This is a genomic window from Cohnella hongkongensis, from assembly GCF_042654645.1.
Classification (GTDB): domain Bacteria; phylum Bacillota; class Bacilli; order Paenibacillales; family Paenibacillaceae; genus Cohnella; species Cohnella hongkongensis.
This window is the reverse complement of sequence record NZ_JBHSEP010000003.1, coordinates 176,865-191,550: the sequence shown is the minus strand read 5'-3', so window position 1 is coordinate 191,550 and position 14,686 is coordinate 176,865. Positions and strand designations below refer to the sequence as shown.

Here is a 14,686-nt window from a genome sequence, read left to right as displayed (position 1 = left end):
GACCAACGGAGGAACCGCACATGAAACAAGCTTTTATCTTCGATATGGACGGCGTGATCATCGACAGCGAACCGCTGCACTTCGAGGTCGACATCGAAACGATGCGGCACCTGGGGGCAGCGATTACTCAGGAGGAGCTGGAACGGTTCGTCGGGATGACCAATCCGGAGATGTGGAAAATCATTCGCGAAGAGCGTTCTCTTCCTCAGACGGTGGACGAAATAATTGCCTATCAGCTCGCGGCCAAAATCAAGGCGCTGCGGGAATCGGCTTACACGCCGATCGACGGGATCTTGGAGCTGCTGAACGGCTTGAAATCGCGGGGCATTCCCGCCGGAATCGCTTCCTCCTCGCCCCGATCGTTTATATTGGAGGTGCTGGCCAAGTTCGATATCGCGTCTTTCTTCTCCTGCGTGGTGAGCGGGGAAGAGGTGCATCGAGGCAAGCCCGCGCCGGACGTCTATCTCGAAGCCGCCCGCCAGCTCGGCGTCGACCCCAGGCGCTGCGTCGTGCTGGAGGATTCTCGCCACGGCATCGCCGCGGCGAAAGCCGCGGGCATGGCGTGCATCGGGTACGTGAACGAAAATTCGGGCAACCAGGATTTGTCCGCAGCGGACCGCATCGTGCGCTCTATCCGCGAGATCTCGGTTGACGAGCTGTAAATCTTCTAATCATGTATCGGCAATCGTGTTGGCCGGATACGGGGTATACAACCTGATTCAAGCGGGAGCGCATTGGATGTAGCGGAAGAACGGGAGGATTGGCTTGCATTTGTTGGCGCGATATAATGAAATCAGCTGCCTGAATACGCGATTCTGCGTCTAGAGGACGCCGAAGCGGTTTTTGCCTGTCTCATTGGTTGGACCTACAAAGCATTGGAGGCCGTCCTCGTGAACCACACTTATGAAATCGCCGTTGCCGTTCGGGAAGATCTCGATCGAATTGTCGACATCTACAATACGACGATCGCCAGCCGCAGCGTGACGGCCGATCTAGACCCGGTCACGGTGCAGGACAGAATCCAGTGGTTCGAGGAGCATTCGCCCGATCGTCGGCCGATCTGGGTCATGAAGGACGGGGAAACGATTATCGCGTGGCTCAGCTTCTCCAGGTTTCACAGCCGAGCCGCTTACGACGCGACCGCCGAGATCAGCGTCTATATCGATCCCGATTACCGCTCCAAAGGAATCGGCAGTCTGTTTTTCCGGAAAGCGATCGCGGAGTGTCCGCGACTGGGCATCCGCAACGTCATCGCGCTCGTATTCGGACATAACAAAGCGAGTCTGGCGCTGCTGCGAAAATTCGGCTTCGAGCAATGGGGGCTGCTGCCCGGAGTGGCGACGTTGGACGGGATCGACCGGGACGTCGTCTACATGGGGCTAAAAGTTCCGTCACAGTAAAAAAGCAAAGGGGAGAGAGCGATTGACTCTGTTTATCGCGATCGTGCTCGTCATCGGCTTGGCGGGCATCATCGGCAACCAGTATTCCGGTCTGCAAAGGATGAGCAAAATGCAGCAGACGCTGGAGGAAATCCGGGTCGCTATCCGCGCGAAAGATGGCCGCTGAACAGGAGCGCGAGGGAGCGCAGCGCGCGCACGAATAAAGGACCGATGCGATCGGAGGGGGCGGTGGTTTCCCTCGGCGCACCGGTCCTTGTCGGCTTAAAACACCTTTGTCGTCCAGGTCTCGCAGTTCCAGACGTCCGTCGCCACTTCGCGGTAAAATTCCGGTTCATGGCTAATCAGCAGGACGCTGCCTTTATACGCTTTAAGCGCGCGCTTGAGCTCCTCCTTGGCGTCGACGTCGAGGTGGTTGGTCGGCTCGTCGAGCACGAGCAGGTTCGTCTGCTTGTTGATCAGGTTGCACAATCGGACTTTCGCTTTCTCGCCTCCGCTGAGCACGGCCACCTTGCTTTCGATGTGCTTTGTCGTTAACCCGCACTTGGCCAGCGCGGCCCGGACCTCGAACTGGGTCATGGCGGGGAAGTTTTTCCATACCGCTTCGATGCAGGTTTCGTCGGCAAGCTCCTTAACCTCCTGCTCGAAGTAGCCGATAAACAGATTGTCGCCTTGCTTCGCTTCTCCCGCCAGAGGAGGGAGTTCGCCGAGCAGACTGCGCAGCAGCGTCGTCTTGCCGATGCCGTTGGCGCCGACAAGGGCGACTTTCTGGCCGCGCTCCATGAGCAGGTCGATCGGGCGGCAGAGCGGCTCGTCGTAGCCGATGACGAGGCTTTTCGCCTCGAAGATCAAGCGTCCGGAGGTGCGGGCTTCCTTGAAGTTGAACTCCGGCTTCGGCTTCTCGCGCGCCAGCTCGATAATCTCCATACTGTCGAGCTTCTTCTGCCGCGACATCGCCATATTGCGGGTCGATACGCGCGCCTTGTTGCGGGCGACGAAGTCCTTCAAATCCTCGATCTCCTGCTGCTGGCGCTTGTACGCCGACTCGAGCTGCTGCTTCTTCGCTTCGTACTGCTGGACGAAGTTGTCGTAATCCCCGACGTAGCGATTCAGCTCCTGATTGCCCATATGGTACACCAGGTTGATGACGCTGTTCAGAAACGGAATGTCGTGGGAGACGAGAATAAAGGCGTTCTCGTAGTTTTGCAGGTAGCGCTGAAGCCAGGTAATATGCTGCTCGTCCAAGTAGTTCGTCGGCTCGTCGAGCAGCAGAATGTCGGGCTTCTCGAGCAGCAGCTTGGCGAGCAGCACCTTCGTGCGCTGACCGCCGCTCAGATCGTGAACGTCGCGGTCGAGGCCGATGTCGCCGAGCCCGAGGCCGCGGGCAATTTCCTCCACCTTGGCGTCGATCAGATAAAAGTCGTTGTTCGTCAATATGTCCTGGATCGTTCCGACTTCCTCCAGCAGCCGCTCCAGCTCTTCCGGCTCTGCGGAGCCCATTTTCTCGTACATGCCGTTCATCTCGGCTTCGAGGTCGACCAGGTAGCGGAACGCGCCGCGCAGCACGTCTCGTATCGTCATGCCTTTCTGCAGGACGGAATGCTGATCGAGATAGCCGACGCGGACCTTTTTCGCCCATTCGATTTTGCCGGCGTCCGGCTCAAGGCTGCCGGTAATGATGTTCATGAAGGTCGATTTGCCTTCGCCGTTGGCGCCGACGAGACCGACATGCTCGCCTTTAAGCAGGCGGAAGCTGACGTCGTTGAAGATGGCCCGGTCTCCGAAGCCATGCGAAAGATTCGTAACGGTTAATATGCTCATGAAATAGACACCTTTTTTCCTTTATTGGCACGCTAACGTCCATTATAAGCGGTGAACGGGGAAAAACTCAACGCTTTCGAAGCTCCGGCTCGAAGCGGCCGCCGATAAGAAGATCAAGCATAAGGGAGCGTTTCTATTGAAGCTGAAATGGTTCATCGTAGGATTGGCCTTTGCGGTTGCAGGATGCGCGGGACAGAACGGCGCCGGCGCGCCGTCCGCAAGTCCGGACGTTCCGCCGTCGGCTGCCTCTCCGAGCGCGCTGCCGTCCCGGGAGCCGGGCGAAAGCGCCGAAGCGCCTGTGCCTTCAGAACGCGTGCTGGATACGGAGCGATTGTCTCCGCTGTTCGGATTCGCAGACGAGCAGGGGGGAAGGCTGATGGCCTTGACAGCCGGGATAGAGCATTCGGGGACGACGGACGAAGCCTCCTTGAACGGATACCGGCTGGCGATCGGAGAAGGCGGCCAAGTGCTGCGCATCCGTTACGACAAGCATCAAGCCCGTTCGGAGCAGGATAACGGAAGGCAGGCCGCGCATAACTTCGATCAGATGGAAGGGGACGTCTACACGATCGAGGAGGGAAAGGCGAAGCCGAACGAGAGTTACTATCTGGTCGGCGAGGAGCAGTTCGACGTCCGGGCGTTGATTCCGCTCCAAGCGACGGCCGATCGCAAGCTGCCGGAGGAGGCGGCCAAGAGGATCGCCGAGGCGAAAGGACGAGAGATCGAGCAGGGCTGGCTGCTCGCGCGCGGCGAAGAAGGCCAGCGCCTCTATGCCGTTCAGTTCCAGCGGCAGGGAGAGGAGATGCTGGCCAGTCTCGTATGGCAGGACGAGGAGCGCTTCGTGTTTATGGACTACCCGGCCGTCTATGACGAATATTCGACCTGGAGGGTCGACGACGGGGGGCAAATCTCGCCCGACATGTTCCGCTTTCTGTTCGCCGCCCGTAGCGAAGACGGCGTCGTCCTGGGCGTGCAGTGGATGGGCGCCGAGGGAGAGAATCTCGACATTCTGACCTCGTCCGGCGATCGTTTCGAGGAGACCGGCCTGTCGGCCAGCCGTTATCTGTCTCCTATTTGAGCTTATGATAGCCTCTGTCTCCGAACGGCTGCAGCTTGTCGATCCATTTTTCCTCAAGCTGCTTTAATTCGTCCTTGACGTTCACAAAAGGATTGTCGCTCGGCTTCAGCACTTCGAGCACTTCCATCGCGAACGCGTCTTCCCCGAATTCGTCCCATTCCCGCTGAAGCTCCTTGTTTGGATAAGTGCCGAGGTTCAGGCTTCCGGCTCTTCCGTTCAAGGACTTCAGATTCGGGGTCGTATCGACCAGCACTTTGCCGTTCACTTTGTTGCGAATCTGATAGACGCCCGCTTCGATCGGAATCTCCTTGTACTGCGCGATCAGCCGCGCGCGTTCCTCTTTGCTTATCGTTTTCATTGCGAATCCACTCCGTTCCTAAGTTTTAAGCCAGTACTGACTGCCGTCCGGCAGCCGTTCCATGAAGCCGTATTCGATCAAATATCGTCGGAGCACGGCGTAATCCTCGTAGGCCGTAAGCAAAATTTCGTTAACTTCCTTTTCCTTGTACGTGCGGCCGCTCTCGAACCGCTTGGCGATCTCGGCCAGAACGATCAGCTTGTGCTTTTCCTTCAGGTCGAACTTGGCCAGCCTGCCGCTTCGGCCGTCGGGGAACTGCTTGGCCAGCACGCTTTCAACTTCGTCGGCCGTAATCCGGTACCTGTCGTCGATCATGCGCGCCGTCTTGTGCAGGTTGACGATTTCCGGCGCATGCTTGTCCTTCTCCTTCAGCAGCTCCATCAGAACGAGACAGACTTTGGCCTGACGCTCCTTCTCCTTCAGAACGAAGCGGTGATTGCGGATGGTCGACGCGCTCCCGATCTCCAGCTCCCGGCGAATCTCTTCGTCCGTTTTCCCTTGGTAGAACAGGCGAAGCAGGCTGTTCTGATGGTCCGTCAGCCCGGTCAGCTTCTTATCCAGGCCGATCAAATATTCGAATACCGAGCCGTGGCTCTTCGCAATATGGACGCGCATCGCCTTCTCCGCATCGTAGTATCGGTCGTCCTCCGGATAGACGACGCCGAGCTCCGTCCGGCTGCCGCACAATAAACAGACGTAATGCTCCCCTTCGCGAACATAGCCCTGCTTTAGCTCCTCCACGGAACTGCTCCAGAACACATCCGTATGATCCACAAATAAACACATCCCATAAATGTTTGTATTATGATAGACAATATACACGATCGTCTTTATTCGGTCAACTTTTGAATGGAGAATGCGGAGGGGGAAGCGGACAAGCGATCTAGACCCGAGAAGCGCGGGCAGGTATAATCAGGAGAAAAAACAGTGGAGGGGTCCGACTTGTGAGCCAGTATTGGAGCGAATTGACGGCGTCTTTGGAGCCTTACGTTCCGGGAGAACAGCCGAAGGACCGGCGATACATCAAGCTGAATACGAACGAAAACCCGTACCCGCCTTCTCCGAAGGCGCTTGAAGCCATTAAGGAGGCGGCGGGGGCCGATCTGCGATTGTATCCCGACCCGACGTGCGACGCCTTGCGGGAAACGATCGCCGCCCGTTACGGCGTCACGAAGGAGCAGGTCTTCGTCGGCAACGGCTCGGACGAGATTCTGGGGTTCGCTTTTCCGGCGTTCTTCGCGGGGAAAAGGCCGATTCTCTTCCCCGACGTCACCTATTCTTTTTATCCGGTCTATGCCCGCCTGTACGGAGTCCGGTACGAAACGGTGCCAACGGACGTGCAGTTCCGAATCGATCCCCGCTCGTACGCGATTCCGAACGGCGGCGTCATTGTAGCCAATCCGAACGCGCCGACAGCTCGCTATTTAATGCTTAATGGCATTAAAGAGATACTCGACGCCAACCGGGAGCAGGTCGTCGTCGTCGATGAAGCGTATATCGATTTCGGCGGGGAGTCGGCCGTCTCGCTCCTGCCCGACTATCCGAATCTGCTGGTCGTTCAGACGCTGTCGAAGTCGAGATCGCTGGCCGGTCTGCGGGTCGGCATGGCGCTGGGCCATCCCGATCTGATCGAAGGGCTGAACCGGATCAAAAACAGTTTCAATTCCTATACGCTGGATCGGCTCGCATTGGCGGGGGCGCTCGCTTCGCTGGAAGACACGGCGTACTTCGAAGAGACGAACCGGAAAGTGACGGAGACGAGGGAGAGAACGACCGACGCCCTCCGAGAGCTGGGCTTCGAGGTCGTCGATTCGCTGGCGAACTTCGTCTTCGTCACCCATCCCGCCAAGGAAGCGCGCGAGCTGTTCGCGGCCTTGAAGAGCAGGGGGATTCTCGTTCGCTACTTCAATAAGCCGAGGATCGACAACTACCTGCGCATCACGATCGGCACCGACGACGAGATGGAGGCGCTGCTGAACGCCTTGCGGGACATTCTGCCTTAACGGCGACAGCCTCCCGCCGGCCGCATGTCCGGCTGACGGGAGGCTGTCGCTTTCTAGGCGCTGCTGCTTCCGGGGTTCATAAACTTGTAGCCGACGCCCCAGACGGTTTTAATATATTGCGGCTCCTTCGGATTTTTCTCCAGCTTGCGCCGCAGATTGGTGACGTGAACGTCGATCGCCCGGTCGTTAATGAACGAATCGATGCCGCGGACGGCGTTGATCAGTTCCTCTCTGCTGAAGACGCGGTTCGGATGCTGGTAGAAGAGCTTCATAATCTCGTACTCGGAGAACGTCATCTCGATATGTACTCCGTCCAGAACGATCGTTCGCCGCTCCAGATCCAAGGTCAAGCCTTCGGAGGAGGCGGAACCGCCCGGCGCCGGACCGTGACCGATCGGCTCCGCAACCGGTCTGACGCCGGGGCTCGAGCTTAACGTTCGGCGAAGCACGGCCTCCATGCGCACTTTAAGCTCCTGCATGCTGAAGGGCTTCACGAGAAAATCGTCCGCGCCGTTGCTGATCGCCTGGATGCGGACGGTAACGGACGGCTTCATGGAAATGACGATGATCGGCACGGCGGTCAGCCGTCTGAACTCGGCGCAGAGCTCGGTACCGCTGGAGTCGGGAAGCATCAGATCGAGCAAGATCATGTCCGGGCTGAACGTATGAAGGGCAAGCTTCCCGTCACGAGCGGTCTCTACCCGTTGAACGTCGAAATTTTCTTCAGAAAGGTAGAGGGTGAGCATCTCTCCGATGATGGGATCGTCTTCAATGACAAGCACTCTCGTCAACGTCAAGGTCACACCCTTTTAGTAAAGTGTTAGGAATGCTCATATTTTGCTAACATTTGCCCATGCATGTCTATTATATAATGACCCTTGTCGTTCGTCTAACTCCTTTTTTCCTTCAGCACATTCCTCATCGCCTCGATGCCTTGCTCCAGCGAGCGGCAAAGCCGCTTTGCCGCTTCCTCGACCTGTTCGTTGCCGCGAAGCGACCGTTCAAGCGCCGCCGCGGACTCCTGGATCGCCCGCGCCCCCAGATGTCCGGCCGCCCCGCCGAGGGAATGGGCGAGACGGATGGCGTCGTTCGTCTTGCCTTCGGTGCGGAGCCGCTCCAGCTGATCCGGGAACCCCGCATACTGCGCCATAAATTTGTCCAGCAGCCGCAAGTACAGCTTTTCCTTGCCGCCGATCCGCCGCAGCGCTTCCGCCGTCTCCAGCTCGGGAAGACGGGGCCGCTGCCCGGGCTTCGCCTGGGCGGAAGCGATTGGCGCGGGCGCGGACGTGCGGTCGGAGGGCAGCCATTGGCCGATGCAGTCGTACAGAGCGTTCGGCTCGATCGGCTTGGTAAGAATATCGTTCATGCCTGCGCTTCGGCAGCGCTCATGCATTTCGCTCGTCACGTCCGCCGTGACGGCGACGATCGGCAGCCGTTCCCGGCCGAGCTGCTGGCGGATGCGAATCGTCGCCTCGATGCCGTCCATGTCCGGCATATGAAGATCCATTAAAATCAAATCCGCTTCGGCCTGGTTCGATTCGATCAGCGAGACCGCTTCGGTTCCGCTTTCCAGCAGCCGCACCATATAGCCTTGCGAATCGAGCAGCTGCTTCAGGACGATCCGATTAATCGCCTGATCGTCGACGACCCAGATGCTCGAACGGACGTGATCGCCGTTCCGAGCGGGCGCCGGGCCGCCGACTTCGGGCGGCTGGGAGGAGGCGCGGGAGGCCGCCGTCCGAGAAGAATCGTTCAGCACTTGCAGCGCTTGACGGATTTGCAGGGCGGAAGAGGGCTTGACCAGCACGATCTCCGGACGGTAAACGTCGGGAAGCTGGTAGAGCGCGTCGCGGCCGGAGAGCGTAGTCGACGCGATCGCTTTGACGCCGGCGGCGTCCAGCTCCGATTTCCATTCCTTCCAGGTATCTTCTCCGTGCATGTCTCCGCACTCCATATCGACGACAAGCGCGTCCCATTCGGACTCGCGCAGCAGCGCCTGAGCCTGACGCCACGTGGAGAGGGCCACCGCCTCGCAGCCGAAGGAGGTGAGCGTCATGCGCCAATGCTCGGCCACCGCATGCTGATCCTCCAGCACGACGACTTTCAATCCGGGAAACTGCGGCTTGAAGGCCGGCGCCCGATCCGCGCACACCGGGAACGTCAGCTCGAAGGAAAACTCGCTGCCGACCTGGTACCGGCTCGCGACGGCTATCTCGCCGCCCATCCGTTCGACCAACGTGCGGGAAATGACAAGCCCGAGTCCCGTTCCCCCGTATTTGCGGCTCGTCTTCTCGTCGGCCTGCACGAACGGTTTGAACAGACGCTGCGTCTGTTCCTCGGTCATGCCGATACCGGTATCCTTCACGGAGAATTTGAGCCTGGCCTGGCGATCGCTCATCTCCGAGACGGCCACCGAGAGTTCAATCAGGCCGATGTTCGTGAATTTGATCGCATTGCTGCCCAGATTAAGCAAAATTTGCTTGAGCCGGGTAGGGTCGCCGATCAGCCAGTCGGGAAGACGGGGGTCGGAGCGAATAATGAAGTCGACCGGCTTCGGACCGATGAGCACGGAGAATAAGCCGCTCAGCTTCTGCAGCAGATCTTCAGGCTCGAACGGCACGTTCTCGATCGTCAGCTTGTCCGCCTCCAGCTTGGAATAATCCAGAATATCGTTCAGCAGCCGAAGCAGATTGTCGGAAGAGAGCGAAATCTGCTTCAAGTAGTTCGCCTGGAGCTCGGTATGGTCCAGCCGCAGAAGAAGATGAGTGAGGCCGATGATTCCGTTTAAGGGAGTGCGGATTTCATGGCTCATACGCGCGAGGAAGGAGCTTTTCGCTTCGTTCGCCCGATCGGCTTCTTCTTTCGCGTGCAGCAGCTGAAGCTGAATTTCCTTCTGTTGGGAAATGTCCCGCACGATCGAGGAGTAGTAGATTTCCTTCTCGTCGCCCGTCCGGTGGGCTACGACGGTGATGGAGGTCGTCTGCAGACGACCGCCGGCGGTCGTGAAATCGATCTCTCCTTGCCAGTAGCCGTGGCTCCGCGCCTCTTCCAGCCCCTCGGCGAAGCGGACCGACATCGAAGGAGACAAATATCGGTCCAGTCCGCTGTTGTCCGAATTCAACGCTTCAATATCGAGGAATTCCAGCCCGGCCTTGTTCAAGTAGAAGATTCGCCCTCGCGCGTCGAAGGAGGCGATCATGTCGTGAGCGCTGTCCATAATCTCGAACAGTCTCGTGTTGGTGGCGGCCGCTTGTTTAATCTCGCTAATATCTCTGGCGATCAGAACGTATCCTTTGGGGCTGCCGTCCGGAAGGCGGATGATGCTCGTGTTCAGCGACACGAGCATCCGCGCGCCTTTCCGGTCGATCCAGGTCCACTCCCAGTTGGGCAGAAAGCCTTTGCGCGGCATCAGGAACAGCACGGATTCGTTCGGCTCCACCCGAGTCTCCAGCTTGCGGGAGTAATAGGCCGCCCGGTCTCGCAGCTGTTCCGGGTCATGCCACAGAAGCAGCGCCTGCCTGCCGAGAACTTCCCGCTCGGCGTAGCCGAGCATTTCTTCCGCTCGCTGGTTAAAGGAGGTGACTGCGAAGCTCGAATCCGTCACGATCATCGCGTATTGGTTGTGGCGAATGAACGCCTGATAAGGCTCGAACAGCTCCTGCAAATTGTCGATCATGCCGTTGACCGAGCTCGCCAGCGTTCCCATCTCGTCCCGGCTCTTAATCGAAAGCGGGCGAGGGTAGAAGTCGCCTGCGGCCACTTTCTGGGTCACCGCAACGACCTGCTTCAGCTTGCTCAGAATCGACCGGTGCGTCACGCCGTAGAGGAACAAACTCAAGAGGAGCTCCGTGGCGCCGATCAGGCCGATGTTCATCCAGAGGGAGCGCAGCAGCGGCGCTTCGAATTCGCTTTTGGAGACGGAGTATACGGCATACCAGTCCGTGTTCGGCACCTTCACGTAGAAGAGCTTCAGCACGCGGCCGAACAGCATTGTTTCGCCATAGCCCTGTCCGCTGCTCTGAAGCTGCTTGGCAAACTCGCTGACGGCCGGGTCCTCCGCCAAATAGTTCCGTTTCAGAATTAGCGACGTGTCCGAATAATGAAGCAGATTCGTATCCCGGTCGATCAGCACCGTCGCGCTGTCCTCGAATTCGCCGTCGCGCGAGTTCAGATGGCGGCCGAACAACAGGGGAGCGTCGAGGGCAAAGCCGACGACGCCCGTCAGCCGATTGTCCGGGTTCAAGTAGGGCACCATCAGCCAGAGCACGGGATAGTCCTCCGAATCCCGCCTCATCTCGGCGTAAGCGCTGCTGCCCCGGACCGCCTGGCGAAAGGCGGACATATCGGAGACAGAAAGGGACTCTCCCGTCGTCAGCGTAAGGTTGCCCGCGAGCGAAGCGATGCCGATGTGCCTGACCGGCAGATCGGTCTGGCGCACCGCATTATTCAAATAGACCAGCCGTTCCTCCGTCGTGCGCAGACGCATCGGAACGGAGTGGCTGATCAGCTCGGCTTCCTTCATGCGAAGCGAGAGCATCGAGCTCAAATGGGTTACGGTGCTGTTTAAGCTGGACAGGCTGTGGCGAACGAGCTGTTCGTTCATCTGCTTGTTGGAGGTTTCGTAGTTGATGTAGCTGATCGCGAAAAAAGAGAGAGAGTTAAGCAAGAGGAGAGCGACGACGATCTTAAAGCGAAGTGAACGGAAGATGGAAATTCCCCTCCACATATTAGGATGAAGTATTAGGCTTTTTCATACAAAACAAATACAACCTGCTTAAATCTGCTAATACATTGATTCTATCATAATCGATAGAGAGTAAAACGGAAGACATCGTCGGGAGGACCCGGCGCAACTAGAGGCACCGCATTCAACAAGCTTGACTTCCGGCAGGAGAGGAGATTCGGCAAGTGGCAACGATGATGGCGGATTGGGAGATCGTGATCGCGGACGATTCCCGATCCGCTCGAATGTGCGAGGCGTTCGGAGAGCGGTACGGATTGACGGAGGAAGAGGCGGCGGCGCTTAAGCTGTGCCTGTTATACGGATTGTCGGACGAGGAGATCGCCGGCCACTTGAAGATCGAGCCGACTGTGCTGGCCAACCGCTTCGCCTGCATGCTCGGCAAGACGAGAGCCCGTTCCTTGCGCGAGCTGCAGGCTTTATTTTTCCGCTTCCTGATGAACAGACTTTTGGTCTGACCGCAAGAAGCCGGCCGGGACAATCGCCTCGATAGCTGGCCAGCGGCGTACCTGACGGCGAAGCTTTACGAGGACGGCAGCTCGACGGTAAAGGCGGCGCCGGTAGGTCTTCGGTTGCTCGCAAACACGGTTCCACCGTGCATATCGACGATTTTTTTGACGATCGACAGGCCCAAGCCGCTGCCGCCTCCCGCGCGCGTCCGGGCTTTATCCTCTTTGTAGAACCTTTCGAAAATATGAGGGAGTGCCGCCTCGGAAATGCCCGGACCGTTGTCGGTAATGAGCACGCGAATTCGGTCGTTGAGCTTCGACAAGCGAACGCCGATCGTTCCGCCTTCGGGAGCGAACTTGATGCCGTTATGAAGCAGGTTGACCCATACTTGGCTCAGCAGGTCTTCGTCCGCGGTGACGGCGCATTCCGGCAAGTCGACGTCCATTTCCACATTTTTTTCCCGCCACAGAGGCTCGCAGCTCAGAATAAGATGGCGAAGCTGCCTGTCCAGCCGATAGGCTTTTCGGTCGAACGGATGCTGCCGGGATTCGAGCGACGTCAGCTTCAGCAGGTTGTCGCTCATGCGGGACAGCCGCTTGCTCTCCGTCTCGATAATGTTCTGATAATGCTTGCGCGTCTCGGGAGCCAGATCGTCGCGCTGCAGCGCCCGGGCGAAGCCGGAGATTGACGTTAACGGAGACTGGATCTCGTGAGAGACGTTGGAGATGAACTCCTGCCGCATCTGCTCCATCCGGTTCAGCTGGCTGGCCATCTCGTTAAAGCTGGTAATCAAAGGACCGAATTGGCCCATGAAGCGCGGATTCGCGTCGAGGTTCACGTTAAAATTGCCCTTGGACAGCTGTTTCATCGCATGGATCATTTGCATGAACCATTCCATCTGGCGGCGAAGAGGCGCGAAGAACAGCCGAATCAGATTCGCGCTAACGAACAGGAAGATCAGGGTCAGCACGAACGTAAAATACTGGCGAAGAAGCGTATCCTCATATTGCGGAAACCACTTGGCGTAGACGGCGTCAAGCACGAGATGGGAGAGCAGCCAACAAACCGCCAGTCCGACATGGAGCTGCGCGAAAATGAAGATCAGCCATTTCCGGGAAGGCCGAAAATCCTTCCCCAGCTCCTTCATTCGCTTCCTGTGCTCCAGGTTTTCCCGGAATACGTTGAAATACCGTCGTCCCCGCCCGCGCCCGGAAAATTCGGGCCTGCCCCTGGGAGGAGCGCCTCGCCGGGTCATGGCGATACCTCCAAGCGATAGCCCAAGCCCCGGATCGTTGCGATGCGGAAGCCGTGCCGGCCGTCTGGAAATTTCTCGCGCAGCCTCTTGATATGGACGTCCACCGTCCGCTCGTCCCCTTCGTAATCGAACCCCCAGATTTGCTCGATCAGCTGCTCCCTGGAGAACGTTTTGCCCGGATAGCTGGCCAGCTTGAACAGCAGCTCGAATTCTTTAAGAGGAAGCGTGAGCGCTTGGTCGCCGGCTTGCAGCGTATAGGTGTGCCGATTCAGACAGACGGTTCCGACCGTTACGTTCTGCGAGATCGCTATCCGGTAACGCTTGAGCAGCGCTTTGACCCGCGCGACCAGCTCGACGGGCTCGAACGGCTTGACCATGTAGTCGTCCGTCCCGAGCTGGAAGCCTTTGACCTTCTGCATCGTTTCTCCTTTGGCGGTCAGCATGAGCAGCGGCAGATCGTAATGCTCGCGCAGCTCCTTGCACAGCTCCCAGCCGTCAATGCGCGGCATCATAATGTCGAGAATGACCAGATCGACCGCTGTCGACTCCAGCACCTCCAGCGCATGCATGCCGTCGACAGCGGCAGCGACCTCGAAGCCTTCCTGAACGAGGAACAGCTCGACCAGCTCGCGAATGTGAGGATCGTCGTCGACGACGAGTATTCGGGTCATCGCAGCGGCTCCCTTCTCATGCGTTTATTTTATCCATTATCCGATGTTGGAGGCCGAAATGCCAGCTAGCGCTCGACCAGCGTCGCGGTTCGCGTCGAGGCTGCGCAACAGGTTCGGCCGACCCTTCTATTGTGCGATCGGAATATGAACGGAATATGAACGGAGCGGCAGCTGCGGGCAGACGGGGTAGGGAAGGGGAAACAAGGAACTGAAGGCAGGCGTAGGAACTGCGCACTCGTCCATGGTACAATGGGCGTATCAGGAGCGGAGGGAACAGATGACGATGGATAGTTGGAACGGCAACGACCGGTTAAGCGCGCAGCTCGCCTTTCTGGTGGAGATCGACAAGCTGAAATCGGTGCTTCGCAAAACGTATCTGATTGACAAGAGCCGGCTCGAAAATTCGGCCGAGCACAGCTGGCATGTCGCGCTGGCGTCCTTTCTTCTGCTGGAGCACGCCAACGAGCCGTCCCTGGACTCGGCGCGCGTCGTCCGAATGCTGCTGCTGCACGACCTCGTGGAGATCGACGCGGGCGACACGTTTGCCTACGACTCGGAGGGCTATCAGGATTAGGAAGCGCGCGAAAAAGCGGCGGCGGACAGGCTGTTCGGCCTGCTGCCGGACGATCAGCGGGAAGAATGGATGGCGCTGTGGCGGGAGTTCGAGGAAGGGGGGACGCCGGAGGCCAAATACGCCGCCGCGCTCGATCGGCTTCAGCCGGTCGTCCATAATTATTACACGGGCGGGGTCAGCTGGAGGAACAACCGCATCGTCCGCTCGCAGGTGCTGAAACGGCTCGAGCCCGTCCGGGAAACTTCCGACACGCTGTGGCGCTATGCGCAGGAAATGCTGCAGAAGGCGGTCAAACAGGGCCTTCTGCTGGACGACTCGAATACTGGGGAGGGCTGAGG

At 58.4% G+C, this 14,686-nt stretch carries 13 protein-coding genes and 1 pseudogene; 7 read left to right on the top strand and 7 right to left on the bottom strand.

What is annotated here, in order from left to right:
• The first annotated feature begins 20 nt into the window (after positions 1–20).
• From ACFO3S_RS06385 to ACFO3S_RS06375, 3 genes are all read left to right on the top strand, one after another.
• Entirely contained in the window at positions 21–662 is a 642-nt protein-coding gene (locus tag ACFO3S_RS06385) for an HAD family hydrolase (RefSeq protein ID WP_378093502.1), read from the top strand.
• Between the two features lie 228 nt (positions 663–890).
• Complete coding sequence (locus ACFO3S_RS06380; protein WP_378093500.1) at positions 891–1,400, top strand: GNAT family N-acetyltransferase; 510 nt, start codon at positions 891–893, stop codon at positions 1,398–1,400.
• 22 nt (positions 1,401–1,422) lie between these two features.
• Positions 1,423–1,566 (top strand): hypothetical protein, encoded by a 144-nt coding sequence (locus tag ACFO3S_RS06375; protein ID WP_378093498.1) that lies wholly within the window; start codon positions 1,423–1,425, stop codon positions 1,564–1,566.
• 95 nt (positions 1,567–1,661) lie between these two features.
• Here ACFO3S_RS06375 and ACFO3S_RS06370 read toward each other — a convergent pair whose 3' ends face one another.
• Positions 1,662–3,218, bottom strand: a complete 1,557-nt coding sequence (locus ACFO3S_RS06370; RefSeq protein WP_378093496.1) for an ABC-F family ATP-binding cassette domain-containing protein — start codon at positions 3,216–3,218, stop codon at positions 1,662–1,664.
• A gap of 136 nt (positions 3,219–3,354) precedes the next feature.
• Between ACFO3S_RS06370 and ACFO3S_RS06365 the strand changes: the two genes are divergently transcribed.
• Positions 3,355–4,296, top strand: coding sequence for a hypothetical protein (locus ACFO3S_RS06365; RefSeq protein ID WP_378093494.1), 942 nt, complete (start codon positions 3,355–3,357; stop codon positions 4,294–4,296).
• Here the strand turns inward: ACFO3S_RS06365 and ACFO3S_RS06360 are convergent.
• Both ACFO3S_RS06360 and ACFO3S_RS06355 read right to left on the bottom strand, forming a co-directional pair.
• Positions 4,289–4,654, bottom strand: coding sequence for a GIY-YIG nuclease family protein (locus ACFO3S_RS06360; protein ID WP_378093492.1), 366 nt, complete (start codon positions 4,652–4,654; stop codon positions 4,289–4,291). The two genes, ACFO3S_RS06365 and ACFO3S_RS06360, sit on opposite strands and share 8 nt — an antisense overlap.
• An 18-nt stretch (positions 4,655–4,672) precedes the next feature.
• Positions 4,673–5,428, bottom strand: a complete 756-nt coding sequence (locus tag ACFO3S_RS06355; RefSeq protein WP_378093490.1) for a DUF2087 domain-containing protein — start codon at positions 5,426–5,428, stop codon at positions 4,673–4,675.
• Between the two features lie 170 nt (positions 5,429–5,598).
• Here ACFO3S_RS06355 and hisC point away from each other — a divergent pair, with 170 nt between their 5' ends.
• On the top strand, positions 5,599–6,657 hold the full coding sequence (gene hisC, locus ACFO3S_RS06350) for a histidinol-phosphate transaminase (protein ID WP_378093488.1): 1,059 nt from the start codon (positions 5,599–5,601) through the stop codon (positions 6,655–6,657).
• A gap of 53 nt (positions 6,658–6,710) precedes the next feature.
• Here the strand turns inward: hisC and ACFO3S_RS06345 are convergent, their stop codons facing one another.
• Together ACFO3S_RS06345 and ACFO3S_RS06340 are read right to left on the bottom strand one after the other, a co-directional pair.
• Complete coding sequence (locus tag ACFO3S_RS06345) at positions 6,711–7,448, bottom strand: response regulator transcription factor (RefSeq protein ID WP_378093912.1); 738 nt, start codon at positions 7,446–7,448, stop codon at positions 6,711–6,713.
• Positions 7,449–7,546: 98 nt separating this feature from the next.
• Positions 7,547–11,323 (bottom strand): response regulator, encoded by a 3,777-nt coding sequence (locus ACFO3S_RS06340; RefSeq protein WP_378093486.1) that lies wholly within the window; start codon positions 11,321–11,323, stop codon positions 7,547–7,549.
• A 242-nt stretch (positions 11,324–11,565) separates the two neighbouring features.
• Here ACFO3S_RS06340 and ACFO3S_RS06335 point away from each other — a divergent pair, with 242 nt between their 5' ends.
• Positions 11,566–11,856 carry a hypothetical protein gene (locus tag ACFO3S_RS06335; protein WP_378093484.1) on the top strand — a complete coding sequence of 97 codons (291 nt, stop codon included), beginning with the start codon at positions 11,566–11,568 and terminating at the stop codon, positions 11,854–11,856.
• Positions 11,857–11,921: 65 nt separating this feature from the next.
• On the opposite strand, the gene ACFO3S_RS06330 is transcribed toward ACFO3S_RS06335, so the two are convergent.
• Entirely contained in the window at positions 11,922–12,995 is a 1,074-nt protein-coding gene (locus ACFO3S_RS06330) for a HAMP domain-containing sensor histidine kinase (RefSeq protein ID WP_378093482.1), read from the bottom strand.
• 104 nt (positions 12,996–13,099) lie between these two features.
• Positions 13,100–13,774, bottom strand: a complete 675-nt coding sequence (locus ACFO3S_RS06325; protein ID WP_378093480.1) for a response regulator transcription factor — start codon at positions 13,772–13,774, stop codon at positions 13,100–13,102.
• A gap of 241 nt (positions 13,775–14,015) precedes the next feature.
• Here ACFO3S_RS06325 and ACFO3S_RS06320 point away from each other — a divergent pair.
• Positions 14,016–14,684, top strand: a pseudogene (locus ACFO3S_RS06320) (HD domain-containing protein).
• Positions 14,685–14,686 lie beyond the last annotated feature (2 nt).

Excerpts from the sequence above, each read along its gene's own strand:
- ACFO3S_RS06385 (WP_378093502.1), top strand. The coding sequence starts at position 21 with ATGAAACAAGCTTTTATCTTCGATATGGACGGCGTGATCATCGACAGC.
- ACFO3S_RS06360 (WP_378093492.1), bottom strand. The coding sequence starts at position 4,654 with ATGAAAACGATAAGCAAAGAGGAACGCGCGCGGCTGATCGCGCAGTAC.
- ACFO3S_RS06370 (WP_378093496.1), bottom strand. The coding sequence starts at position 3,218 with ATGAGCATATTAACCGTTACGAATCTTTCGCATGGCTTCGGAGACCGG.
- ACFO3S_RS06325 (WP_378093480.1), bottom strand. The coding sequence starts at position 13,774 with ATGACCCGAATACTCGTCGTCGACGACGATCCTCACATTCGCGAGCTG.
- ACFO3S_RS06330 (WP_378093482.1), bottom strand. The coding sequence starts at position 12,995 with ATGAAGGAGCTGGGGAAGGATTTTCGGCCTTCCCGGAAATGGCTGATC.